Raw genomic sequence first — 23998 nt, forward strand, 5'->3', positions numbered from 1 at the left:
GCCTTTATTTTAAAGTCAATAATACTTTATCGGATTCCACCATGCCATTTTCCTCCACGAAAACCTCATCAATGACCCCTTCTGAGTGGGCAAAAATAGTGTTTTCCATTTTCATGGAGCTCAGCACGACCAGGGGATCTCCGGCTTTTATCGAGTCTCCCTGCTGGACCATCACTTTCACGATCTGGCCGGGCATAGGAGCGGTGTAGTCATCTTTTCCACTGTTGGATTCCGAAGAGGGGTACCTTGGTACGGTATTGATTTTGATGGCCCCAAATGAAGGACTATGCAAAAAGTAAGCATTTCCTTCGGTGAAAATGCGCCACTTTCTTCTTAAGCCATTAATCTGGATAATCCATCTATCCTCTTCCTTTTCGATAATCTCTGTGGTAAATATTTTTTTCCCTAACAAGCATTCCAGCGTATTCGCTTCTATCCGCTTATATTCCATGGGGTAGACTTCCTGATCAATTTTATAAGAGATTTTCTGGAGCATGGAAAGATTGTTTCTCCAGCCGCTGGGCACATGGCGGAAGTAAGGTTGTTTTTTGCTTCTTTCCTGCCATTCATAAATCAAAGTGACGCACAGGGCTTCTTCCAGAAATCGTGGATCAGTGGGGGTTTTGATAGGATGTTTCACCAAAAAGGAGGTATCAAAATCGCCTTTTTGGAATACCTCATGCTTCATGATGGCATTCAGGAAGGCAATATTATTGGTGACACCCACCAGAGAAGTGTTTTCCAAAGCGTAAGACATTAAGCGCATACTTTCCTGTCGATCTTTCCCATGGGTGATGACCTTGGCGATCATCGGATCGTAGAAAATGCCCACCTCTGAACCGGTTTCAATGCCTGCATCTATCCGAATGTTAGGGTGGTCAGGGCAATGGAAATCCAGTATTTTTCCGGTTTGCGGGAAGAAATCTTTGGCCGGATCTTCCGCATAAAGGCGGACTTCCAGGGCATGGCCTTTTTGCTGGATGTCTTCCTGTTCCAGTGGCAAAGCAAGGCCCTGGGCTACCAGAATTTGCCATTCTACCAGGTCCAGCCCTGTGATTAATTCAGTCACCGGGTGCTCTACCTGTAATCTGGTGTTGACTTCCAGGAAATAGAAAGACTGATCCGGAGCGAAGAGGAACTCCACCGTACCGGCATTATCATAGTTCAGCGCCTTGGCAGCGGCTACGGCGGCATGAGCCATTCTCCCCCGAGTGACAGGATCCAGGGCAGGCGATGGGCTTTCTTCCACTATTTTTTGATGACGGCGCTGAATGGTACAATCCCTTTCGAAAAGGTGAAGGGCATTCCCATGCTGGTCACCGAAAATTTGAAATTCGATGTGCCGGGAAGAAGTGAAGTATTTTTCCAGCAACATACTATCATTTCCAAAGGCAGCCTTGGCTTCCCGCTTGGCGGCCTCCAGCGCTGAAGGAAATTCTTTGGCCTCATTCACCACACGCATTCCTTTTCCGCCACCACCTGCAGTGGCTTTAAGTAGTACCGGATAGCCAATTTTTTCTGCTTCAGCACTTAGGGTTTTAATGGACTGGTCATCGCCATCATATCCGGGAATAACGGGAACCTCATGTTTGGCCATGAGTTGTTTAGCCGTTTTTTTATCTCCCATCAGGCGAATAGCTTCCGCATGCGGGCCAATAAAGTTGATGCCGGCAGCTGCACATTTTTGCGCAAAATCGGTATTCTCTGAAAGAAAGCCAAAGCCGGGATGGATGGCATCCGCTCCGGCGTTTTTTGCGGCTTCAATGATTAAATCCTGTTTTAGATAGGATTCATCCGGACGATTGCCTCCAAGTGCTATGGCCTCATCGGCTTCTTTGACAAAAGCTTCTCGACGGTCGGCATCAGAAAAAATGGCCACGGTTTTTATACCCAGCTTATGACAGGTACGGATGATGCGTCTGGCAATCTCCCCGCGGTTGGCGATTAGAATCTTATAAATAGGTTTCGGGTTCATAGTTTGATTGTTGTTACAATAAAATACAAAAATCCATGAGAAAAATGGCTTTTTGCCTCATCGTAAATTTCTATGCGGTGACGTTTCCTTTGCGGGATTCCACAAATTGTTTTTCGTGTTTGATACGGTCTATTTCAAATTTGCTGATAATTTCATACATGATTTCCGAGGAGCCGGCTCCGATTGAAAATAAGCGAGTGTCGCGCCATGCCCGGGCAATACCATAGGTTTCCACATACCCATTACCTCCATGGACCTGTATGGCCTGATTAATGATTTTCATGGATTCCTCCGCGGTAAATACCTTGGACATGGTGATCAGCTCAGTGGCTTTCGGGCCGATTTCAATGAAGGATTCAATGGCCGAACGCGCCATGGCGCGGCAGGCTTCCAGCTGAGTGGCCATATGGGCAATTTTATGGCGAATGACCTGCAGTTCTCCCAGAGTCCCGCCAAAGGCTTTGCGTTCCCGAACATATTGTAGGGCCTGATCATAGGCGTACTGGGCAGAGTAGGTGGCCATTACGGACATCAGCAAGCGCTCCTCCTGAATATTATTCATCAGATAATAAAAACCTTTATGGGCTTCTCCCAGGACATTAGCTTTTGGCACTTTTACATTGTCGAAAAAAACCTGCGCCGTGTCGGAGGTATGCCAGCCCAGCTTTTTATCAATCGGGCTGGTGGATACACCTTCCCACTGATTTTCTACCAATAGTAAAGTCATCCGATGGCCTTCCCCGGTACGGGTGACCACCACCATAAAATCGCCAATATTAGCATTGGTGATGAAAGTCTTTGCCCCATTTAAAAGGAAGTAATCTCCCTTGTCCTCTCCATGTGTTTTGATGCCTTTCACATCAGAGCCAGCCTCCGGTTCGGTAATGGCCAAGGAGGCAATTTGATCCCCCATCAGTGCCGGCCGCAGGTATTTTTCTTGTTGCTCTGTAGTCCCGATAGCATTAAGTAGGGGTAGCGGAAGGAAGGAGTGGGCATAATACGAGCCGGTAAAGCCTCCGATGTTGGCATAGGAAAGCTCGGCCATGATAATGACGGAGGCCCAAAAGTCCATGCCACTGCCTCCGACCTCTTCCGGGAAATTGGCGCCAATAAATCCCTGCTCTCCCATGAGTTTGAAAAGGTGTTTGGGGCATTCCTCCTTATCTTCCCATTCCTGCACGTTGGGGGTGATTTCTTTGGCAATGAATTGGCGGAGGGCATCCCTCAATAATTGCTGTTCTTCATTAAAATTTTTCATATGGATCGTTGTTTGTTGTTGCTTGGTATTACATGCGGAATACGCCGAAATTCCGACTGCTGTCAATTTGTTGGAGATGAATCACCTCCAGGCAAATGCTCAGGTAAGTGCGCGTATCCGAAGGCCTGATGACACCATCATCCCATAAATGCCCGCTGGAATAATAGGGCGTGGATTTGTAGTCAATGTCTTCGATCAATGCTTTTTTATCGGCTGCCAGCTGTTCCTCATCCACTGTTTTGCCTCCTGCCCGGCGAATGATGTCCATCACACCGGCCAGCTGTTCTCCTCCCATTACGGAAATTTTCGCATTGGGCCAGGTGAATAAAAATCGGGGCTTGTACATGCGTCCCATCATGGCATAATTCCCGGCACCGTAGGAGGCGCCTGTCATTATGGTGATGGCAGGTACTTCGGAATTCGCAACGGCATTGATGAGCTTGGCACCATGTTTTATGATGCCTTCCTGCTCATATTTCTTCCCTACCATAAAGCCGGTAATATTTTGGAAGAAAATCAAAGGAATCCGATGCATATTGCAGAGCTGAATGAAGTGCGCTCCCTTATTGGCTGCATCGCTGAACAAGACCCCGTTATTCGCTATTATGCCCACCTTAAAGCCATTGATATGGGCATAACCGGTAACGAGTGTGCTTCCAAAGTCAGGCTTGAATTCACTAAAGGCAGAGTCATCCACCACGCGGGCAATGATTTCTCTGGCATCAAAGGGCTGTTTGATATCCGGCGGAACAATCCCATGGATTTCTTCCGGATCATGTTGTGGAGGTTTGACTTCCCGATCTGCCGCCTGTGGGCTTTCCGGTTGATAAAACTCCATGATTTCTCTTGCTTTTCGAATACCGTCCAACTCATCTTCGGCCAGGTAGTCGGATACACCGGAGGTTTTCGAATGCATATGCGCACCTCCGAGCTCTTCCGCTTTAGCATCTTCATTGGTGGCCATTTTGACCAGTGGAGGACCGGCCAAAAATACCTGCGCGCGGTCTTTGACAAAAATCGCATAGTCGGACATACCGGGAATGTAGGCACCACCAGCCGTACTGCTGCCAAAGACGATGGATATGGTGGGGACTCCCAGCTTGGATCGGCGGGTTATCTCCCGAAACATGGTGCCAGCATTATTGAAAATATTTTCCTGTTCGGGTAAATTCACCCCGGCAGATTCTACCAAATTAATTACTGGTAAATGATTCTCCCAGGCAATTTCGGCAATACGTTGGTGTTTTTGGACTGTGGCATGGTCTATGGCACCACCTTTCTTGGTTCCGATATTGGAAGCGATGAGGCAAATTTTCCCGCTGACCAATCCGATACCAGCCACCAAAGTACCGCAGGGACCGAATCCATCGCGCCCAATTCCCGCCAGGGGTAAAAGCTCTAAAAAGGGGGAATCCCGGTCCAAAAGCAATTCAATTCTTTCACGGGAAAGGAATTTATCCTTTTCGCGTGCTTTTTGAATGTGTTTTTCAGGCCCTTCGAAACGAGCCTCAGCCAAGTGTTTTTCCAATTGCTCCAGGAGGGATGCCATATGCTCCTGGTTAGATTGAAACTGGGCAGATGATTTAATGATATAAGAGTCTATTGTTTGCATTCAGGTTTATGTTGATTTTGGGTGTGTCGGAATTATGGGAAGTTTCCCCGTTCAGAACAGTTTTAGTAGGTCCTTGTTAGGGGGCGTCTTTTATTCCTTATACAGAATATACGAAAAATCAACGACTGGTTGACTGTGAATTTGAATAGCAATATAAATTTATCAACAGTCGTGATTTCTCGTGGAATGGTAAGTAGGTGTAGGTCAGGTGTTTGTTGTTTTTGTTCTAAAGGATGTAGGCTTTTAGTGTAAGTTTTATGACTAAATAGTTTAAATACCCTGTAATTGAAGATTGTTTTGATAAGCCACAGTCTGGAGTTTCCGCGTAAAATGGGCAGTAAGCAACCAGGTAGCCCACGTAAACTTAGTCGTGGAGACATTTTATATACGGAAGCATTTAAGCAGCATTATTCATCTTAATAATTGATGTTTCGGTGAAATTAACTCACGGTTAGTTTGTTGCGATTGGGTTTGGGTTTTTTAATGACCTCAATTTGGGCAAGCTTGCTTTCTCCTCATTCATCTGCTTCAAAGCAAAAAATTCAAAAGAGGAAAAATTCCTTCAATTTTTCCGCCCGATAGCTAAAGGGGGATTTAAGGATAAATAATCCGGGATTATAATCTGTGATAACCTGAGTGATGCATGATTCCAGGTCTTTCAAAATTGCTACTGTTTTTTTGATAGAAATCCCGGGAAATTTTGAGGAGGAATGAGGTGGGGGGGGATGTGAGGCTGAAATTGGAGGTTATAGCGAGGCCAAAAAAATCCCGGAGACTAATATATTTCCGGGATTTTTTAAATGGTTTTTACTTTTTAGGCTCTGCCACTTTCGGAAATTAATTGTCTGATCTCTTCATTAAATTCTTCCTCCTCTATCAGATCTTCTATGTTCATATGGAAACGGTATCTCCAGTAGTGATTAGGATTAGCCGGAACATTGATCTGCTCCGCCTGAGCATCTTCACGACGAAGTCTTTCATCAATGGCTACCAGATCCTGTATTGGGAAAATGGCCCACATGGCCGGTGACCATAGGTGCTGATTGACCATCTCCCGGGCAATCCATGGTTCACAATAGAAAGGAGAACCTCCCCAATGTCCCAGAATTTGGTTATAAAACTCCTGAGTCTGGTGCGAATCTTCTTCCCACCAACCCCGAATGGTGGACATATCATGGCAAGAAGGGGTCACCACCGACATATAAGGCGCATCTGCCGGATGGCCGAATTTGACTTTTGGATTTTTGGGCATTCTTTGAATTTCCAGTGATAAAATTCCCAAATCATCCATCACCGGCGGAACACAATCCGGCACCATGCCCAGGTCTTCTCCACAAATTAACATATTAGTGGCTTCTTTCAGTGCAGGTAATTTGATCATGGCCTGCTCCCTCCAATACCATTCCTGTCGGTGGTAGTAGAAGTCGATGTAAAGTTCATCCAGTTTTGCTTTGGTATAATCATCCAAATCCTGGAAAGAACGGGTGAAATGCATGGATATGCGAGGGCTGTAGCCCTGTCCGTTGGGTAATTCAATGAATAGCACTTCGGCAATTAACCCAAATAAGCCTTCTTTCAGTTTTTCTCTTTGGGCTTTTTCTCCCATACTCATGGTGGGGTCCGTCGCTAAAGCAGTTTCTACCTTACGTTGGGTATCAAACTCAGGCTTCATTCTGAAAAATCCCGGATGATATTCCTCCAGATAGGTTTCTTTGACCATGGCGGTATTTTCTCCGAACCTTTCGAATAGGAAATGTTCCCGAATATAGGGCTTTACAAACCGTTCGTAGTCGAAATGAATTCCCCGGTGTTGTATCTCATTCGCCGTTACTGCCAGACATGGATTGAAGTAACCCAGAATGCCCTGTACATTATCCCATGGAATCTCCCAGATCCGGAAAAAACCAAGGATGTGGTCAATGCGGAAAGCATCAAAATACTTACTCATATTGGTCATCCGGCTTTTCCACCAGGCATAGCCATCTTTGGCCATTTCCTCCCAATTATAAGTTGGGAATCCCCAGTTTTGGCCATTAACCGCAAAGCCATCCGGCGGCGCACCGGCCTGGCAGTCCATATTGTATAGTCTTGGTTCCATCCAGGCATCTACCGAATAACGATAAATCCCAATTGGAATATCTCCCTTTAAAACAATTCCCTTGGATCTGGCATAATCAGCAGCTTCCAGCAACTGCTTGTGCAGATGGTACTGGCTGTAAAAATGAACGGCTATATCATCGAACTGATCTGAGCCAGGCTTGCAAAGCGCTTCGATTTTTTTCTGATCGTAATCCGCATAGGCCCCCCACTCTTTGAAGTCCGGTGTTCCGTAAAGATCACGCAAATAGGAGAAGGCGGCATAGGGCTTCAACCAGTGGCCATTCTCTTTCATAAAAGCAGTCGCTTCCTTGTCTGCGAAGAATTTCTCTTTGGTTTCATCGTAGATCATTTTGATATAGCGTCTTTTAATACGCATTACCCCATCGTAATCTACTGTGTCCAGTTTATTGAGATTTTCCCGTACTTCAGAAATAATCCCCTGGGTGGTTTTAGAGGCTAATTTTCCTAAAGCCTCCATGTTGAGGTACATGGGGTGCAGGGCAAATACCGAAATGGCGGAATAGGGATAAGAGTCCATCCAGGTATGTTCCGCAACGGTATCATTGATTGGTAATATCTGGATTAACTTCAGCCCTACTTTTTCCGACCAGTCTGCTAGAACTTTAAGATCCAGAAATTCTCCAACTCCCATGCCCTGGCGGGTGCGCAAAGAAAACACGGGAATGGCGACTCCCGCCCCTCTCCAGGGTCCCATCGGATAACTGAATTCTTCATCGGAGATGATGTGAACGCTGTTTTCTTCACTAACTTCCGCAAAAAGCACACGGTTGAACTCCCGTTGTTCCCAGGCTGTGATTTTTTTTGCTTTGGTGTCGTAAAGCCCATATTTATACTCAACCGGAAGCGCAATGCCATTCAGCGCAACTTCCGCTTGCCAAAGTGATTCTCCTTTAGGTTCCAGTACCAGTGCTTTCGACTCCGCCCAACCTCCAAGGGCTTCAGAACTCCCCAATAAACAAATTTTATGGCCTTCAGGCACCCGCGCGGTCGAGATCTGAAAGCGGAAAAGGTCTTGTCCTTTTTTCAGGGTGATTTTTTTCTTTTTAGTTTTACTTGCCTTGGCGGGTTTCAATAAAGCATTCTGGAAAGCGGAGGTGAAGAAGGCATTTTCGGGTCTGTCTTTTGCGCGCCAAAAGTCTTTCAGGTAAAAAGCCTGTTTTTGTTCTGTTGCCGTAAAAGAAACTTTGCGTTCGGTACCCCATTCATATTTCACCTCAGTATGCTCTTCTTGTCGGATAAAATATTTGTAGGATAGCTGGGTAACTTTTCCGCTAACGGAGATTTCTCCACGCCAATGTTCTCCCTGCAGGACTTCCAATGCTAATGCTTTCTCTGGGTCCCAGTTTCCCAACTCTGGTATGGAACCGCATACATAAACACGTTGTCCCCAGTGGGTGTAGTAGTCGATATTAAACTGAACCTTCATTATAAATAGTAATGGTTTTTTGTTGGAAAAAGATGATGGGTTAAATGAAAAAAATAGCGTTGATTAAATAATTGGTTGGTCCTTAAGTTAGAAAGAAAAATAATTGTATTCGTGCATCATTGAATTTAATTTTTTGAATTCACTTGCAAATGTTTGCAAGTGAAAAAATTATGATTACCCCCCTTATAAAAGGATTTGTAGAGGAAACATTTTTGCTAAATAATGCGTAAGCTTGACACTATAATTAATCAAACAAACAACCTTTAGAACAAGACAATTCATGGATATTCTTGAAAAACTTCAGTGGCGCTATGCAACCAAGGAATTTGATCCCACTCAAAAAATTACGGAAGAAAAGCTGCATCGTTTACTGGAAGGTTTACGCTGGTCAGCCTCCTCTTTGGGTTTACAGGCCTGGAAGGTGATGGTGGTGGAAAATCCGGAGGTGAGAGCGTCATTGGTGGGGCTTTCTTATGGACAAAAACAGGTGGCAGAAGCTTCGCATTTACTAGTGCTTTGCCGGGTAAATGAGGTAGATGAACCTTATGCAGAGGATTATATTGATTTAGTCTCCTCGACTCGCCAGATTCCCAAAGAAGAATTGTCGGGTTATTCCGGCATGGTGAAAGGCTTTATCAATGGTATGGCCGATGAGGCCAAGACCGGTTGGCTGGATCACCAGATTTATTTGGCCTTGGGGAATTTATTGACTATCTGTGCCATGGAGGAGGTGGATTCCTGTCCGATGGAGGGTTTTGACAAAGCCGCGGTAAATGAAGTTTTGGAAACAGCTGCTATGGGGCTTACGGCGGTGGTGATGTGCCCTGTGGGGTATCGTTCATCAGCAGACAAATATGCATCATTAGCTAAGGTGAGAAGACCACTGGAAGAAATCGTGATCAGGAAATAAAAGACTAAAAATAGAAAAACCCGTGGTTACCAGCCACGGGTACAAATACACTTAATCGTGTTACCCAATCTTATCGGCCAAAGCCGATTAAATTATCTTTTTCTATAGGATTGATTCATTGTAGTCAAATGCTTTTTATCTGTTCTGAATCGCTTTTCGCTTCATAATTGGATTGGAGCAACATCCCAGTATTCCCATTATCCTCAGAAAGATGAGTTTTTTCCCGAACCTCCAGTTTTGCCAAAGGAAAGAATTGCTCCCCTTTTGGTAGACTTACCAAAAGTCCGATAATCAAGCCCAATATGATCAGTATTCTTTTCATAGTATTAGTTTCACTGATTAGAATCCTAATACTGTGCCAAAAATAGAAAAGGGAGTTTTAGCACGGTGAGAGCAGTTTTTGATTTTTCCTGTAATAAAAAGTGTCCGTTTTTAGGACAGTACTGATTACAAATCGGACAGTTTAAACCGAATGACGTATGCTTAAATTCTCGTTTAGCTGTAAGGCAGGGGAAATGAAAGCATGGTTTCTTATTTTGGGTGGAAGGTAAACCAAATAGGCCTTTCCTGTTACCTTTGGCTTAAAAGATTTGCTTAGGATGGATTTTCGTTGATTTTCTTACTGGCCAAAAAAAGCCCGTAAATGATTTACAGACTTTGGAATAGCGACTAATCAATATACTCAGGCATTTGTGAGTTTTATTTTTCAATTTCAGACCTTCTAATAATTACTGACTTATCCGGGGTCTGGTGAAGCGTTGCGAAAGAAGGATTCAATCTCGGGGAAAGCGCCATTAAAACTGCACCAGTAAGTGGACAATTTTATTGAGGTTGGTTCTGTCAAAGGCCCCGACGATTTCCTCACCGGCAATGCGAACCGTTAATTTTTCCAGTTCATAAGTACTCTGCTTAAGCATACCTCCGAAGTAGCGCACCACGCGGGTTTTATAAGCATATTCATCCATTCTGTTTAAATCGATGGCAGTGTGCTGATCCTTTAATTGCTTTCCGCTTAAATCAATTACCATTTCTTTTCCATCGTCGGTAATGGCTACGGTGATTTTATCGCCCTTTACATCTTCAGCGGAAAAATTCATAGCGGGGGCATGGATGGCGGTTATTAAAAGAACGAGTAGGGTGGTTACAAAGCTTCTCATGGTATTAAGGTTCGAGGTTCGTTATTTATAATGCCAATGAGATGCCAAAATGTAAAAAGGGCTTTTTAAGCGAGCGGGAGTGGTTTTTGTTTGTGAGTCAGTGTGTTAGTGTTCGGTTTTTGGACACTTTTTGTTGAGAAATCGGACAGTTGTACGTAAGGTAATTGTTCCTCTTTTTCCCATGTTTTTTTAAGAAATCTTTCCTTGAGGTGGTTTATGGCTCTTTCTGTCATTAATTAGCTATGGGTGGGAAAAAGGAGGCAAGATGCTCTAATTAAAATTTATAGAGGTCGGTAGTTAAATGCATAAAATTTGGGTCTGGTAAATTTTTTCTGACCTAACCATTCTCGAAATCAGATTATGGAAGATCGTTTCTTTTGTTTGTGAGCGATTTAATCGGTAATTGAATTCACTTAAATACCGATCTACGTGCTTTTTGCTCACCCATGAAAAGGTTGTTCGAACCCAAGATTTTACCTGATGAATCATCGTGTGTAATGCTTTGAAATTCATCCCATTTTCACTTTTAATCTGGGTCAATGAATAATCTTCAGCAATTGGATCATACCCTCTCCATTCATCTGCTGTAACCTTTGCATTTGGTGATATATGACGATCAAAAATCTGCCTCAACTCCTTACTGGAATAGTCTTTTATTCTCATCGAATACATCCGTTTCACTTTTAAATCTTCCGTTAATTCAAGGGCACAAACAATCTTTTTCTTCTTTGTATGATAGCTGCGGCCTATTTTCCCATTTTCCTTTCCTCCAATCACAAATTCGTCAACGTGGACAGTACCCTGCATCGGATGTTGTTCACTTGATTTCATTGCCTCCCGAACTTTGTGCATAAACATTCTCGCCGTTTTTTCGGTGATTGAATACCTTTTAGCCATATATCTGGCAGAAAAACTCTTAGTCGATGTAGACATTTCGAAACAAATAAAAAATGCCTTTCTAATACCAAATTTAACTTTGTGAAAAAGTGTATTTGCCGTTGGTGATTCTGTATGGCTACATTTATTGCAGGTACGAGAGTGATTCTTCCGAACCTGACTTGCTCCATGGCCACATTTTCTACAAGTATAACCATGGTCCCATTTTTGTGCCGCTAAATATTCCTGGCACTCTAAGTCTGATTGGAATTTCGTTGTAAAGGCAATAAGATCCTGTCCCTTGAAAATTTTCATGATTGTATGGCTTTTACAGTTATAACAACCTATTTTAATATGTGTTTACCTACCGACCTCTAAAAATTTATATGATCGCGAACACTGAATAAACAGTTTGCACATAAACCGGATTATGGATATTTTATTTTTGACCGGATAGGAGCAGAGGCCAGATTAATAATTTTATAAAATCGGGCAGGTGAATGATTCAGCTTTATGAAACAAATAGCGCGGCCTTAAAAAAGAAAAACTCGCGGTACCAAACCGCGAGCACAAAACTTAACACTTTCTAGTGTCACCCAATCTTGTCGGCTTATGAGACCGACCACTTAATAATATTTTTTTCAGATAAACTGCTGAATTTCTGTTTGATTGTAAACTATTTAACGATTGCCATGAAAGATGAGTTTCCTCCTTTCTGATTACATGGATTTTTTTCTGATGAAAACGAAATCCATTTTTTTGTTTTCATATAGGAAAAAAATATTAAATCTAATGATTTCCTAACAATAAATGTACCAATTGATTTACGTTAGCACGGTCAAAAATTTCATTTATTTCCTCAGTTGCTGTTCTGATGGTAAGCGTCTTGATTTCATAGGTTTTTTGTTTCATTAATCCGCCAAAATACCTCACAACTCTGGTCCGATAGGAGAAAATGTCCATTTTTTCCAAATCAACAATCGTATGCTGGTTATCCAGTTGTGCGCCGGTAAGATCTACCACTAATGCTTCTCCGTTTTCTGAGATAGCAACAGAGACTTTATTATTGGTGATTTGATCTTGAGAAAAATTCATTCCATTTACGGAAAGGCAAATAAGGAAAAGTGGAAGTAGGATAAGGTTTTTCATGGCGGTTAAATCGTTGTGTTATGCCATATTAATAACCAATCCAGTGCCAAATATTAAAAAGGGCGATTTAAGCGAAATAAGGCACTTTTTGAAAAAAAAGGTCCGGGAAAAGTGTCCGTTTGTGTACAGTATCGGACAGTGGCGGACAGTTTTTCTCTCGAATAATGCACGGCAAAGTGCTGCATAAAGACTCAACTTAACCCGAATTATTCATACAAAACACACAAAAAAAGCTATAAATCACTATATTACAATTAGTTAAATCAAAAATATAGCATCGATTTATAGCCCAAATATGAGCAATCAAAATACAGTATTTTATCAAAAGAGTAAAGCCGTTTTCGTTGATTTTCATGGTGATGAAATGACTTCTGATGGAGGAGTTGTTCTATTGGAGAAAATAGAAAAGAAATTCGGTTATATAAATGAAATAAGTAAGGCTTACATTGATAGCCGAAATCAAAGTTTGATTCATCATAAAGCCGTTGATTTGTTCAAACAGAGGATTTTCGGCTTAGTCTTAGGATATCAGGACTGTAATGATGTGAATTATTTAAAAAATGATCCCGTGATTTCCAGTATCTTAAATGGTTCTCTTGCCTCTCAGCCAACACTATCCCGATTTGAGATGAGCGTTGATCGAAAAGTTATCTATTCGCTATGTGAAAGCTTTGTCAGTCATTACATTAACTCACTCAGAGGGAGGAAAAAAATCATTTTAGATTTTGATGGAACAGACGATAAAACACATGGGCACCAGCAGTTAGCCTTATTCAATGGCTATTACGGGCACCATATGTATCATCAATTATTTGTCCATGATGGGGAAACAGGACAAATAGTTCTACCAGTATTACGTCCAGGCAATAGTCATTCAAATCGTTGGTTTGTCGCGATCTTAAAAAGGTTAGTTAAAAAAATACGATCACATTATCCCGAGATAGAAATTGTCATTCGCGCAGATGCTGGGTTTAGCTGTGCTCCATTTTATAAATTAGCCAATGAATGTAATTTGAAATATACTATTGGTATTGCCAGTAATTCAATATTAAAGGCTAAAGCAGAGAAGGTGCAAAGCGCTGTGCGTCATATTTTTGAAGATGGCTCCGAAAAACATCAGCACTTTTTTAATTTCCAATATCAGGCTCAAACCTGGGAACAAGAACAAAATTGCATAGCTAAAGTCGAATGGACCGGAAAGGGGCTCAACACCCGATTTGTAATCAGTAATATGGATGAGGCAAGTGTACGAGATATATATTTTGGCTTCTATGTTAAACGGGGAGAAAGCAGCGAAAATAGGATAAAAGAAGTGAAAAATATGTGTTTCGCCGATAGGTTGTCCAATCATTTTTTTTGGCCGAACTTTTTCAGACTAATTCTATCGTCGATGGCTTATGAAATTTTCAGATTAATAAAAAAAGAAATAAGTCAGACAAAGCATGAATGGGCAAAAAAATGGCAAGTGGATACAATTCGCCTATGCCTATTAAAAATTGGTGGGACGATAAAATCGACGGTTAGACGAGTATATTATAGCTTCTCCAAGGCATTTCCACAACAAAAATTATTTTTGGAACTACTGCAATAGATTAATTCGCAAAAACAATCCAATTTCATGGAAGAGGTCCGTCCAAACCACTCTAATCTGCTATTTCATGCATCAAATTGGTATTTTGACCTTAAAATCTCGCTATTGAAAGCCGAATAAATAAATAAAAACACCTCACCATTTTAAGTGCCACTCCATTTGCTAGAGATATCAGGAAATACACTACCAAAATCTATTTAGATATAAAGGGTATGAATAATTCGGGTTAATCAATTCCTCCCTTTGGTAGGTCGTAGGTGTTTTACATATTTTTTTACAGCCCAGATCTTGTTGAGCTTGTTCTCTCCTCATTCACCTGCTGCCATGGGGAAAATTCAAAATTGGGATCTATTCCTTCATTTCTTCCACTTTGCAGCTAAACGAGGATTTAAGCATGAAGTAATTCAGGTTAGGCATTTATAATCCGGACAAAGCAAAAGGCTATCGTGCGATTTGATTTGAGCTTTTGTATCATTTAGTGGAAATAAAAAAAGGCGGAACAAGTCCGCCTTTTGAATATATTTTACGTCGAATGATTTAAATATGCACGTCCTTATTCCATGCCTCTAGATATTCACTCACTCGTTTTACAAATAAACCACCTAATTGCCCATCTACAACACGATGATCATAGGAATGAGAAAGAATCATTTTTTGGCGGATGCCAATAAAATCTCCTTGTGGTGTTTCAACCACTGCAGGTTTCTTTTGAATAGATCCAAGGGCCATAATGGCGACCTGAGGCTGCATAATGATCGGGGTTCCGGCAATATTTCCGAAAGACCCAATATTGGAAACCGTATAAGTTCCGCCACTTAAATCATCAGGACTTAATTTATTTTCACGGGCGCGCTTGGCCAAATCATTTACTTTTTCTGCCAAACCGGCAAGGCTCAGTTTATCGGCATTTTTAATGACCGGAACTATCAGGTTGCCCGAGGGAAGTGCTACTGCAATCCCTATATTAATATCTTTGCGCATGATGATGCGATCACCATCCACGGAGGCATTAATGGCCGGATAATCCTGAATAGCTTTCACAATCGCCTGAACGAAGATAGGGGTGAAGGTAAGCTTCTCTTTATAACGTTGCTGGAAAGGATTTTTATTGGCATTTCTCCAGTTGACTACCTCGGTAACATCAGATTCCACAAAAGAGGTTACATGGGGAGCCTGACGCTTGGAGTCCACCATACGGTCCGCAATCATTTTCCGCATACGATCCATTTCCACGATTTCATCGTTGGCCATTGGGCTCGCTTTTACCAAAGGAGCGGAATTTGAGGCCGGAGCAGAAGGCGCAACTGCTTTTGCCACAGGTGCAGCTTGTGATACCGGTTTGGCTTGTCCTCTGTTTTGGAGGTAAGCCATGATATCTTTTTTGGTCACACGTCCTTCCAGGCCGGTACCGTTTACCTGTGCCAACTCCTGGGTAGAAATATTTTCCTTAGCGATGATGTTTCTTACCAATGGGGAATAAAAACGTTCCCCGTTCGCCGCTAAAGTGGTTCTGCTTGCCGTTGCCTGAACCGGAGCATCCTGTCCGTTTATGGCTTCAGCCTGCTTCTCCGTAATGGTTTCACTCTTGGTGCTTGATGTTACCACTGTCGTATTGCCATCAGCTGTTTTGATCAGCGCGATCGGGGATCCGATTTTCGCAAGCTCTCCTTCCTGTACTAAAATTTTAGTAAGCACGCCGGAAGCACTTGCCGGAACCTCCGTATCTACTTTGTCAGTAGCTACTTCCACTATGGATTCATCCGCTTCAATGGTGTCACCTTCTGCTTTCAGCCAGTTGTTTACCGTTGCTTCAAAAACACTTTCTCCCATCGGAGGAAGTACCATTTCTATTTCGCCGCCTGCTTCAGAAGTGTTATCCTCTGCCACAGGTTTAGCTACGGGTGTCGCCTGTGCTGCGGTGCTTTCATTTTTTGCTGGCGCATCTCCATCGGTATTAATCAAGGCGATAGGCTGACCAATTTGCGCCACCTCTCCCTCCTGAATAAGAATTTCTTGAAGTACACCCGTATGAGAAGCCGGGACATCGGTGTCTACCTTGTCCGTTGCAACTTCAACCAGTGATTCATCCTGCTGGATGTTTTCCCCCACCTGCTTCAGCCATGAATTGACGGTTGCTTCAAATACACTCTCGCCCATTGGGGGCAATACCATTTCTACAATTGCCATGTCAAAAAATTGATAAAAGACACAAAAAGTGCCCAATTCCAAATTACGTTTGTTCCATTGAAGATTTTGTTGAAGAATCTTCTGTGGCGAAATCACTGAAAGACCAACGAAAGTTTTGAGTTTCGGTGTGTTTTCAGTGGTTGAAATTCGCCCTATGTAAATATAATCATTTGGTGGGTTCTATGAAATTCAGGACCAGGTGCCTCGCAAGAAGCGTTGGATCATATTGAGCACTGCGTAGGAAGAAAGTTGAATGTTCCATTCCCGGTTCTTGCCCATCAGGAAATGCCGGGTAGTGGTTCGCTCTCCATCAGAAAGGGCTATCCATACGGTTCCCACCGGTTTTTCAGCGCTGCCACCATCCGGTCCGGCAATGCCTGAAGTAGCCACGCCTATATCGGTACCTAACACTTTTCTAACTCCCTCTGCCATTTCAATGATGGTGGCCTCGGAAACAGCGCCATGGGTCTCCAGGGTAGATTTTTTCACGCCTAATATTTTTTCTTTGATTTCGTTTTGGTAGGCGACAATACTTCCATTAAAATAAGCAGATGAGCCGGGGACAGTGGTAATTAAATGCGCAATATTTCCTCCGGTACAGCTTTCGGCGGTAGAGAGTGTTAGTCCTTTTTCTTTTAATAATTTGCCCACTACGGTTTCTAAAGTTTCCTCTCCATAGCCAAAAACATAGGGGTGAGCTAATGGTAACAGTTTTTCTGTTTCTGCTTCCAGTGCCTCTCTGAGGGCATCTTTATTTGTTCCGGCAGCCGTAAGCCGTAACTTTACCTGTCCGGGCGAGGGCAAATAAGCCAGTTTAATGTTTTCGGGCAGCCGGTCTTCCCAGTCTTTGATCTTATCCGCCAGAAAGGATTCTCCGATGCCCGCAGTTTTGATCATCTTATGGGCAATTACCGGCAGGTGAAAATACTCCCTGATTTTAGGCAGTACGGATTCTTCCATCATGATGCGCATTTCATGCGGAACACCCGGCATGCTCACAAAAATTTTCCCATTTCTTTCGAACCACATCCCGGGAGCGGTACCATTTCTATTGGTGATTTTGGTACATTTTTCAGGAAGCATGGCCTGAAGGCGGTTAAGCTCTGTTAGTTGGCGGCCACGACTTTCGAAATAGTGCCTCACCTCTGCCAGTGCTTCTTCATCCATGCTCATACCTGAATTAAAATATTCGGCCAATAGGGGTTTGGTGAGGTCATCGCTGGTGGGACCGAGTCCGCCGGTGATAAGGGTAATATGCGCTCGGCTTTCAGCTTCCTCAAATGCCTGCATCATTTCGGATTTCACATCCCCTACGGTGGTTTTGCGAATAACCTTAATGCCTAATTCATCCAGCTGACCACTCATCCAATGAGAGTTGGTATCCAGGGTTTGACCATATAGAATTTCATCTCCTATTGTGAGCAGTTCAGCGTAGATATGCATAATGTTGGTTTTTGTTTTTTAGCCCTTTTGTTCCAATACCTTTTTTGCATGCAGGTGATTGGTCAGCGGGTTGGTGTACATTCTTAAAATATACGGCATGTAGGCTTCGACGTGGCCGTTTATTTTCAATATTTTATTTTCGATATAAGCGATAAATTGGTCTTTGTCTTCCTGAGTATAATGATCGGTATAATGATCATTCTCATTGAGCAAATCAGCACAAATGTAGTTGGACGGCCACAGTTTGTAATGATAATGAATCAGGGTATCGATCAATTTCGCTACGGCAAAAATATAATCGTTTCGATTACTGATATCATCCAGTGCACCTAAATGTTTGTTCAACCCTTCGGTGAACCCAATGTGTACATTTCCTTTGTATTCTACCAGTCCGGTTTGCATGGAAATGATATCATCCAAAGGTCCTTTTTGGTGGTCCGGATTCATGGATTTATTGTAGTGCTCCTGCGCTTTCAGCGCATCACAAGGATCAAATTCATAGCTTATCGCAAAAGGCTTAATGTTCATGTTTCGGATGGCTTCTTTCGGGTCTTTAGCACCCCCCATCAACAACATTTTCAATAGGCCCGTTTGCGTGAAATCATTACCATCTTTGGCCCTTCCTTCTCGCTGCGCAATCCAAACGGATTGTTTTTCCTCTTCAATCTGGTGATGAATATAGTTGGATAGTCGCTGAGAGACAAAATACATTTCCTTAGGAGAAACATCACGGTTTACCACAAAGCTTTTGTTCAGCCTGGCCAGACGTCGAACATCCGGATTTTGCAAAAGATTCGAGCCAATAGCAATCTCGGTAGTGGGGTAGCCGGAGCGGAAAAAGGCATAATTCATCAGACCGGAATCCAGGATAATATCCCGGTGATTGGAAATATAAAGGCCGGGCTGGTTGGGCCGGGTTTCTTGAAGTCCATCCTGGGTGAAATCTTTGATCTGGCTTTTCAGCATATTGTCCAGAAAAGGGACAATTACTTTTCCCTGAAAATTATGGATGTCCTTTATGCTTCCTGCAAAGGAAGTGATTTCTTCTTTGTTTTGGTTCGGAAAGAAAAAATGAAGGGCCTCATTCAGGTACTTTGACTCCAGCAATTCCTGTATGGCTTGCTGTACCTCATGGTCCCGATAAGGTCTGATCGCATCAAAGTCGTTGGTATCTATCATCTATGGTTTTGCGCTATTCAATTAAATCGCAAGTTAAGAATTTATTGTCATCCCTAACTTATTCCATTAGAATTCTTGGCATAGGGCAATAAAAAAGCCCTGTTACCATTGGAACAGGGCATTCATTTAGTTTGTTCTTTTTCTATTTTTCAAAAACGACGAAGTCGTAATCATATGGATTTTTTTCATCTGCCTGATGACGCTCCCGACTGATTTCTTTCCACTCTTCGGTCAGTTCCGGGAAATAAGTGTCGGCCTCAAAACTTTCCTGGATTTCCGTGATATATACGCGATGCGCATGGGGCAGAATTTCATGATAAAGTTGGCCTCCGCCAATCATAAAGCAAGCTTTAGAATTTTCCTGTTCCGCTAGCGCAAATGCGGCAGGCAGGTCGGTGACGGTTTGACAACCGCTGGCCTCATAGGCTTCATTCCTGCTGACCACGATGTTCAGCCTTCCCGGCAGTGGGCACCCGATGGACTCAAAGGTTTTTCTACCCATGATCACCGGATAGCCCATAGTGGTTTTCTTGAAATATTTTAAATCTGCCGGCAGGTGCCAGGGCATTTGGCCGTTAAGCCCGATGGCCCGGTTTTTCCCTGTGGCAACAATAAGGTTGATTTCCATGGGATCAGTTGAATTTATATCCTCTTAAAAAGTCGGTGATTTTCATGCGCTTTTTGCCCTGAAGCTGTAAGTCCAGAATGCTCAGCGTACCGTCCGCAGTACCAAAGTAAAGATAGTTTTTACCATCGGTTTTGAATGTTCCGGTGGGCACTTCCTCCTCCACGATTTCGGTCTGGTAGACTTTCATTGTTTTGTCCTGAAGGGTCGTCCAGGCGGCAGGGTAAGGGGACAGACCTCTTACTAAATTGTGAATTTCTTCGGTTGTTTTATCCCAATGAATCTCGCAGGTCTCCTTGAAAATTTTCGGGGCATGTTTCAGTTCCGTAGACTCATCCTGTGGTTGCAGGTCATAATTTCCCTCACTGATTTTTTCCACGGTTTTCAGGACCAGCTTAGCGCCATTGTGCATGAGTCTTTCATAAACTGTCCCGACATTATCTTCCGGATGGATGGGCTCTTTGATCTGGTACATGATGCTGCCTGTATCGATTTCATGCTTGAGCATGAAGGTGGTGGCACCGGTTTCTTTTTCTCCATTGATGATGGCCCAGTTGATGGGCGCTGCTCCACGGTATTGCGGTAAAAGAGAGGCGTGCAAATTGAAGGTGCCTTCTGTCGGCATACTCCAAACCACTTCCGGTAACATGCGGAAGGCGACTACCACCTGAAGGTCTGCTTCGTAACTGCGAAGTTCTTCAATGAATTCCGGATTCTTCAGATTGGTGGGTTGAAGGACCGGAATGTCCTGGCTCACGGCATATTCTTTTACCGGAGACATGGCTAATTTTTGCCCTCTGCCTTTTGGCTTATCAGGAGCGGTAATGACGGCGACCACCTTTTGGCCGGCTTCTACTAAGGTTTGTAAGGAAGGCACCGCAAACTCCGGCGTTCCCATGAATATTATTTTTAGAGACTTCATTCTTTGTTATTTATCCTATAATTCAAAATCAGGATATAGCAGATACTGTTTGCGCATTTTCTTGTATTCTGTCAGCCGATCCTGCCAGGACAGTCGAATTTCATCTTCGGAAAGGTTGGCCTTGATCTGCTTTCTAAGTTGATCAGAGCCAGCCAGCTTGTCGAAGAATTTATTTTTCAGGAAAAAATTTTCTTTATCCTTATAGTGGAAGTAGGCATCCAAAAGGTATTCCAGTGAGAAAGTACGCGCGTTTTCGTCTTCTCTCAGGTCATAACCATAACAGGTCTGATTTTCAAATTTTGGGTATTTGGCCATGCCATCAATGCTTCTGGGGGTGAAGGAGAAAGGTCCTGCCTCCGGATCCGGATGTCCATATATCTGGAAAGGAATCATGGTGCCACGACCAGCGCTGATTGTTGTTCCTTCAAAAAGACAAAGGGAAGGGTACAGGCGGATGGATTGGTAATTGGGCAGATTTGGTGATGGCTTTACCGGCAGGTCGTAGAATCTTTTATGGGAATAATGTTCCATGGGAACGATCGTGACATCGCACTGAACGCCATTTTTGAGCCATTTTTCTCCATTGATCATTTTGGCTAATTCTCCTACAGTTAAGCCATGAACAATCGGAATCGGGTGCATGCCGACAAAAGATTCAAAACCTTCTTCCAGTACCGGACCATCCACATAGTCCCCGTTGGGATTCGGTCGGTCCAGCACTACCAAAGGAATATTCTGTTCCGCACAGGCTTCCATCACCAGGTGCAGGGTAGAAATATAAGTGTAAAAACGAACGCCGACATCCTGAATGTCAAAAACCATGACCTCTATGCCGTTCAGCATTTCCGGGCTGGGCTTTTTGCTCTTGCCATATAAAGAGAGCACCGGCAATCCGGTGGTTTTATCTTTGCCATCTTCGATTTTTTCTCCGGCATCAGCATCTCCCCGGAAGCCATGCTCCGGAGCGAAGATTTTACTGACCTCTATTTTTTTCTTAATCAGAAAATCAACCAAATGCTTTTCCTTGATGATAGAGGTCTGATTCACTACCAAACCCACTTGCTTTCCCTCTAAAAAAGGAAAGTAGACATCGGTCTGGCTGGCGCCCATTTTTATTTCCGGAAGACTCCTAGATTGCTCCGCAGACTGGGACTTGCATGAAAATGAAAAAATCAATGCATAAATGCACAAAATCCAAACTTTACCCTTCATTAAATATAATTCTTGCTTGATATTCGATAGTTTTGACAATATGAAAATCATTTTTGATTTTCCCATCAAAGGGGAAATGATTTAGACATTTAAAATTAAAGATAAAATTGAACCTATCTTTATTTATTTCCAAAAGAATTAATCAGGTAGAAGGAGGGACGTTTTCCTCCGTGATCCACCGTGTTGCGGTGGTGAGTATTGCCATGGGGCTGGGACTCATCTTGATATCCTTTCTTATTCTTACGGGATTTCGGGAGAATATTATTCGTAAAGTCGTGAGTTTTAGTGGACATTATCAGGTGATTCGGTACTCCCTGAGTAACTCTTATGAAGAAGACCCCATCTCTACCAATAATCCTATACTGGAACATTGGGAAACTTTTGCCGATATTCAGGGGGTTTATCCCTATTCCAATAAACCCGGGCTACTGAAAGATAACGATGAGGTAGCCGGCATTATTTTAAAGGGAGTGGAGGAAAGCTATCAGGAGTCCGGATTTTTGGAGAATGTGGTGGCGGGCTCATTCCCTCAATTTGATGCTACCAAAAGGTACGATCAGCAGGTGATGGTGAGTCAGAAGTTGGCCAATCTGCTGGATCTTCAGGTAGGAGACACGACAAGGATGTATTTTATTCAGGATCCACCGCGGTTTCGGAAAGTGTATGTGAGTGGGATTTATGAGTCGGGTTTGGAGGAGTTTGATGAGAAGGTAGTGCTGGGAGATATTCGAATGATTCAACGCCTGAATCAGTGGGCTGACACCCTGGTAGGTGGCCTGGAAGTGCACCTGAAAAGTATGGATCATATCGATGAGGTGCATGAGGAGCTCTTTGATCTGGCCGGCTTTGATTTATTCGTTACCAAAGTTACGGATCGGCATGCAGATTTCTTTGACTGGCTGAAGTTGCTGGACAATAATGTGGTGATCTTCCTGACTATTATCCTGTTTGTGGCCTGTTTTAATATGGTTTCTGTGGTGTTGATTCTCATTATGGAGCGCACACAAATGATTGGGATGCTGAAGGCGCTGGGAGCTACGGATTTTCAGGTTCGAAAAATATTCATGTACAATGGACTTTTGCTGATTGCCAAAGGAATGTTTTTGGGTAATCTGGTCGGTTTAGGCTTCGGCTTCTTGCAGGGAAATTTTCATTTGATTCCTTTGGAGATGGAATCCTATTATATGAATCACGTACCGATTTCCTGGGATTGGCCCATGTTATTGGCGGCGAATCTTTTGACCTTATTGGTGGTGGCTTTGGTGTTATGGATTCCGACCATAGTGGTCACCCGGGTGAATCCGATCAGGGCGATCCGTTTCGATTGACCTGAATTATTCACCACTTAATTTAGTCGCTCTCCTTAAATGAATTATTGATCAGCGTGATAAGATCGTGGTTGTTGATTTAATTTAATAGCCCAAATTGGGGCAAGTTTGCTTGCTCCCCCTTCATCTGCTTCCTTGGAAAAAACTCGAAATAGGAAAAATTCCTTCATTTTTCCCGCCTTGCAGCTAAAGGAGGAGTGAAGCATGAATTATCCGGGCTATCCGCCCTTGGCGCAAAAAAAAATCCTGCGACGGTATTTCGGTCGCAGGATTTTTTTGTCTCAATATTGGGGCGTCCCTCAGGCATGTATTGTCGGTTCCGAATGGGGATCTCGACGCACTGCATCGAAGGCCATAGTGCCCAGTAGAATGACTACCGGAATAAACAAACCTTCCACGCCAAAGGAGCCGTAATCAAACACCGCAATGGCGCCTCCACAGATAAAACAGGCAGCGATGGATATTTGCAGCGTTAGTTGTCTTCCAATTTTTTTGCGTTCCTCACCTTTCTTCCAGAAAAAGCTCACCAACTCCATTCCAATATCAGTAGTAATACCCGTCAGGTGGGTAGTGCGTACCACTGCGCCGGAAACACGGGTAACCATCGCATTCTGTAAGCCCATGGCGAATAGTAGGATGTAAGAACTGGTGATATTGCCCAATTGATTATGCAGGAAGATCACCATGAAAAGTAAAAGTACTTCCAGAAAAATAGAGGTGGTATGGGAATACCTGGGATATTTTCTACCGGTAATATATATTAGTAAAGAAGCGGTGGAGGCTCCGGTGAGAAAGAAGAAAATGAAGCCGAATTGTTCGATAATGGGACTTAATTCTTTTCTGCCAATGGCTTCGGCAAAATAGGTATAGTGGCCGGTTACGTGAGTGACCAGTCTGCCAAATTCCAATAGTCCGATGATGTTGACCAAACCCGCGGCAAAGGTTAAGAAACATGCTAATTGCAGGTTTTGAGAAAAAGTACGGTTTAATTCTTTAAGCTTAAACATAATTCATATTAGAAAGAACC

At 43.2% G+C, this 23998-nt stretch carries 18 protein-coding genes; 3 read left to right on the forward strand and 15 right to left on the reverse strand.

Features of this window, described 5'->3' with window-relative positions; all coding sequences use genetic code 11:
- Nucleotides 1–4 precede the first annotated feature (4 nt).
- The 4 genes from NG22_RS00140 to NG22_RS00155 form a co-directional block, all read right to left on the reverse strand.
- On the reverse strand, nucleotides 5–1975 hold the full coding sequence (locus NG22_RS00140; RefSeq protein WP_053403854.1) for an acetyl-CoA carboxylase biotin carboxylase subunit: 1971 nt from the start codon (nucleotides 1973–1975) through the stop codon (nucleotides 5–7).
- A 70-nt stretch (nucleotides 1976–2045) separates the two neighbouring features.
- Nucleotides 2046–3233 carry an acyl-CoA dehydrogenase family protein gene (locus NG22_RS00145; RefSeq protein WP_053403855.1) on the reverse strand — a complete coding sequence of 396 codons (1188 nt, stop codon included), beginning with the start codon at nucleotides 3231–3233 and terminating at the stop codon, nucleotides 2046–2048.
- 28 nt (nucleotides 3234–3261) lie between these two features.
- On the reverse strand, nucleotides 3262–4845 hold the full coding sequence (locus tag NG22_RS00150; protein WP_053403856.1) for an acyl-CoA carboxylase subunit beta: 1584 nt from the start codon (nucleotides 4843–4845) through the stop codon (nucleotides 3262–3264).
- 814 nt (nucleotides 4846–5659) lie between these two features.
- A complete protein-coding gene (locus NG22_RS00155) occupies nucleotides 5660–8392 on the reverse strand; it encodes a 4-alpha-glucanotransferase (protein ID WP_053403857.1) in 2733 nt (910 codons plus the stop codon).
- A gap of 280 nt (nucleotides 8393–8672) precedes the next feature.
- Between NG22_RS00155 and NG22_RS00160 the strand changes: the two genes are divergently transcribed.
- On the forward strand, nucleotides 8673–9302 hold the full coding sequence (locus tag NG22_RS00160) for an NAD(P)H-dependent oxidoreductase (protein ID WP_053403858.1): 630 nt from the start codon (nucleotides 8673–8675) through the stop codon (nucleotides 9300–9302).
- Nucleotides 9303–9426: 124 nt separating this feature from the next.
- Here the strand turns inward: NG22_RS00160 and NG22_RS00165 are convergent, their stop codons facing one another.
- From NG22_RS00165 to NG22_RS00180, 4 genes are all read right to left on the reverse strand, one after another.
- On the reverse strand, nucleotides 9427–9624 hold the full coding sequence (locus NG22_RS00165; protein WP_053403859.1) for a hypothetical protein: 198 nt from the start codon (nucleotides 9622–9624) through the stop codon (nucleotides 9427–9429).
- 472 nt (nucleotides 9625–10096) lie between these two features.
- Nucleotides 10097–10459 carry a hypothetical protein gene (locus tag NG22_RS00170; RefSeq protein WP_157600783.1) on the reverse strand — a complete coding sequence of 121 codons (363 nt, stop codon included), beginning with the start codon at nucleotides 10457–10459 and terminating at the stop codon, nucleotides 10097–10099.
- A 297-nt stretch (nucleotides 10460–10756) separates the two neighbouring features.
- The gene (locus tag NG22_RS00175; RefSeq protein WP_053403861.1) at nucleotides 10757–11650 is read right to left on the reverse strand and encodes an IS1595 family transposase; all 894 of its coding nucleotides are present in this window, start codon (nucleotides 11648–11650) and stop codon (nucleotides 10757–10759) included.
- Between the two features lie 474 nt (nucleotides 11651–12124).
- Nucleotides 12125–12484: a hypothetical protein gene (locus NG22_RS00180; protein WP_157600784.1), complete on the reverse strand. Its 360-nt coding sequence runs from the start codon at nucleotides 12482–12484 to the stop codon at nucleotides 12125–12127.
- Nucleotides 12485–12779: 295 nt separating this feature from the next.
- On the opposite strand from NG22_RS00180, the gene NG22_RS00185 reads away from it, so the two are divergent.
- Nucleotides 12780–14075: an IS1380 family transposase gene (locus NG22_RS00185; RefSeq protein ID WP_053403863.1), complete on the forward strand. Its 1296-nt coding sequence runs from the start codon at nucleotides 12780–12782 to the stop codon at nucleotides 14073–14075.
- Nucleotides 14076–14612: 537 nt separating this feature from the next.
- Here the strand turns inward: NG22_RS00185 and sucB are convergent.
- The 6 genes from sucB to NG22_RS00215 all read right to left on the reverse strand — a co-directional run bounded on the left by sucB (nucleotide 14613) and on the right by NG22_RS00215 (nucleotide 21541).
- On the reverse strand, nucleotides 14613–16262 hold the full coding sequence (gene sucB, locus NG22_RS00190; RefSeq protein WP_072159008.1) for a 2-oxoglutarate dehydrogenase, E2 component, dihydrolipoamide succinyltransferase: 1650 nt from the start codon (nucleotides 16260–16262) through the stop codon (nucleotides 14613–14615).
- Nucleotides 16263–16451: 189 nt separating this feature from the next.
- Complete coding sequence (locus tag NG22_RS00195) at nucleotides 16452–17705, reverse strand: competence/damage-inducible protein A (protein WP_053403864.1); 1254 nt, start codon at nucleotides 17703–17705, stop codon at nucleotides 16452–16454.
- An 18-nt stretch (nucleotides 17706–17723) separates the two neighbouring features.
- Nucleotides 17724–18884 carry a 1-acyl-sn-glycerol-3-phosphate acyltransferase gene (locus NG22_RS00200; RefSeq protein ID WP_053403865.1) on the reverse strand — a complete coding sequence of 387 codons (1161 nt, stop codon included), beginning with the start codon at nucleotides 18882–18884 and terminating at the stop codon, nucleotides 17724–17726.
- A gap of 142 nt (nucleotides 18885–19026) precedes the next feature.
- On the reverse strand, nucleotides 19027–19512 hold the full coding sequence (locus NG22_RS00205; RefSeq protein WP_053403866.1) for a dihydrofolate reductase: 486 nt from the start codon (nucleotides 19510–19512) through the stop codon (nucleotides 19027–19029).
- Nucleotides 19513–19516: 4 nt separating this feature from the next.
- Nucleotides 19517–20431: a methionyl-tRNA formyltransferase gene (gene fmt, locus NG22_RS00210; protein WP_072159009.1), complete on the reverse strand. Its 915-nt coding sequence runs from the start codon at nucleotides 20429–20431 to the stop codon at nucleotides 19517–19519.
- A gap of 15 nt (nucleotides 20432–20446) precedes the next feature.
- Nucleotides 20447–21541, reverse strand: coding sequence for an exo-beta-N-acetylmuramidase NamZ domain-containing protein (locus NG22_RS00215; RefSeq protein WP_367379211.1), 1095 nt, complete (start codon nucleotides 21539–21541; stop codon nucleotides 20447–20449).
- A 209-nt stretch (nucleotides 21542–21750) separates the two neighbouring features.
- Between NG22_RS00215 and NG22_RS00220 the strand changes: the two genes are divergently transcribed.
- Complete coding sequence (locus NG22_RS00220; RefSeq protein ID WP_053403868.1) at nucleotides 21751–22971, forward strand: FtsX-like permease family protein; 1221 nt, start codon at nucleotides 21751–21753, stop codon at nucleotides 22969–22971.
- Between the two features lie 299 nt (nucleotides 22972–23270).
- Here the strand turns inward: NG22_RS00220 and NG22_RS00225 are convergent, their stop codons facing one another.
- Nucleotides 23271–23978, reverse strand: coding sequence for a YoaK family protein (locus NG22_RS00225; RefSeq protein ID WP_053403869.1), 708 nt, complete (start codon nucleotides 23976–23978; stop codon nucleotides 23271–23273).
- Nucleotides 23979–23998 lie beyond the last annotated feature (20 nt).

The sequence above is a fragment of the Persicobacter sp. CCB-QB2 genome (assembly GCF_001274635.1).
GTDB classification, from domain to species: Bacteria; Bacteroidota; Bacteroidia; order Cytophagales; family Cyclobacteriaceae; genus Persicobacter; species Persicobacter diffluens.

Coding starts and splice junctions, on each gene's coding strand:
- NG22_RS00140 (WP_053403854.1), bottom strand. CDS start 1,975: ATGAACCCGAAACCTATTTATAAGATTCTAATCGCCAACCGCGGGGAG.
- NG22_RS00200 (WP_053403865.1), bottom strand. CDS start 18,884: ATGATAGATACCAACGACTTTGATGCGATCAGACCTTATCGGGACCAT.
- NG22_RS00180 (WP_157600784.1), bottom strand. CDS start 12,484: ATGAAAAACCTTATCCTACTTCCACTTTTCCTTATTTGCCTTTCCGTA.
- fmt (WP_072159009.1), bottom strand. CDS start 20,431: ATGAAGTCTCTAAAAATAATATTCATGGGAACGCCGGAGTTTGCGGTG.
- NG22_RS00155 (WP_053403857.1), bottom strand. CDS start 8,392: ATGAAGGTTCAGTTTAATATCGACTACTACACCCACTGGGGACAACGT.
- NG22_RS00170 (WP_157600783.1), bottom strand. CDS start 10,459: ATGAGAAGCTTTGTAACCACCCTACTCGTTCTTTTAATAACCGCCATC.
- NG22_RS00195 (WP_053403864.1), bottom strand. CDS start 17,705: ATGCATATCTACGCTGAACTGCTCACAATAGGAGATGAAATTCTATAT.
- NG22_RS00215 (WP_367379211.1), bottom strand. CDS start 21,541: ATGGGCGCCAGCCAGACCGATGTCTACTTTCCTTTTTTAGAGGGAAAG.
- NG22_RS00185 (WP_053403863.1), top strand. CDS start 12,780: ATGAGCAATCAAAATACAGTATTTTATCAAAAGAGTAAAGCCGTTTTC.
- NG22_RS00145 (WP_053403855.1), bottom strand. CDS start 3,233: ATGAAAAATTTTAATGAAGAACAGCAATTATTGAGGGATGCCCTCCGC.
- sucB (WP_072159008.1), bottom strand. CDS start 16,262: ATGGCAATTGTAGAAATGGTATTGCCCCCAATGGGCGAGAGTGTATTT.
- NG22_RS00225 (WP_053403869.1), bottom strand. CDS start 23,978: ATGTTTAAGCTTAAAGAATTAAACCGTACTTTTTCTCAAAACCTGCAA.
- NG22_RS00150 (WP_053403856.1), bottom strand. CDS start 4,845: ATGCAAACAATAGACTCTTATATCATTAAATCATCTGCCCAGTTTCAA.
- NG22_RS00160 (WP_053403858.1), top strand. CDS start 8,673: ATGGATATTCTTGAAAAACTTCAGTGGCGCTATGCAACCAAGGAATTT.
- NG22_RS00165 (WP_053403859.1), bottom strand. CDS start 9,624: ATGAAAAGAATACTGATCATATTGGGCTTGATTATCGGACTTTTGGTA.
- NG22_RS00205 (WP_053403866.1), bottom strand. CDS start 19,512: ATGGAAATCAACCTTATTGTTGCCACAGGGAAAAACCGGGCCATCGGG.
- NG22_RS00175 (WP_053403861.1), bottom strand. CDS start 11,650: ATGAAAATTTTCAAGGGACAGGATCTTATTGCCTTTACAACGAAATTC.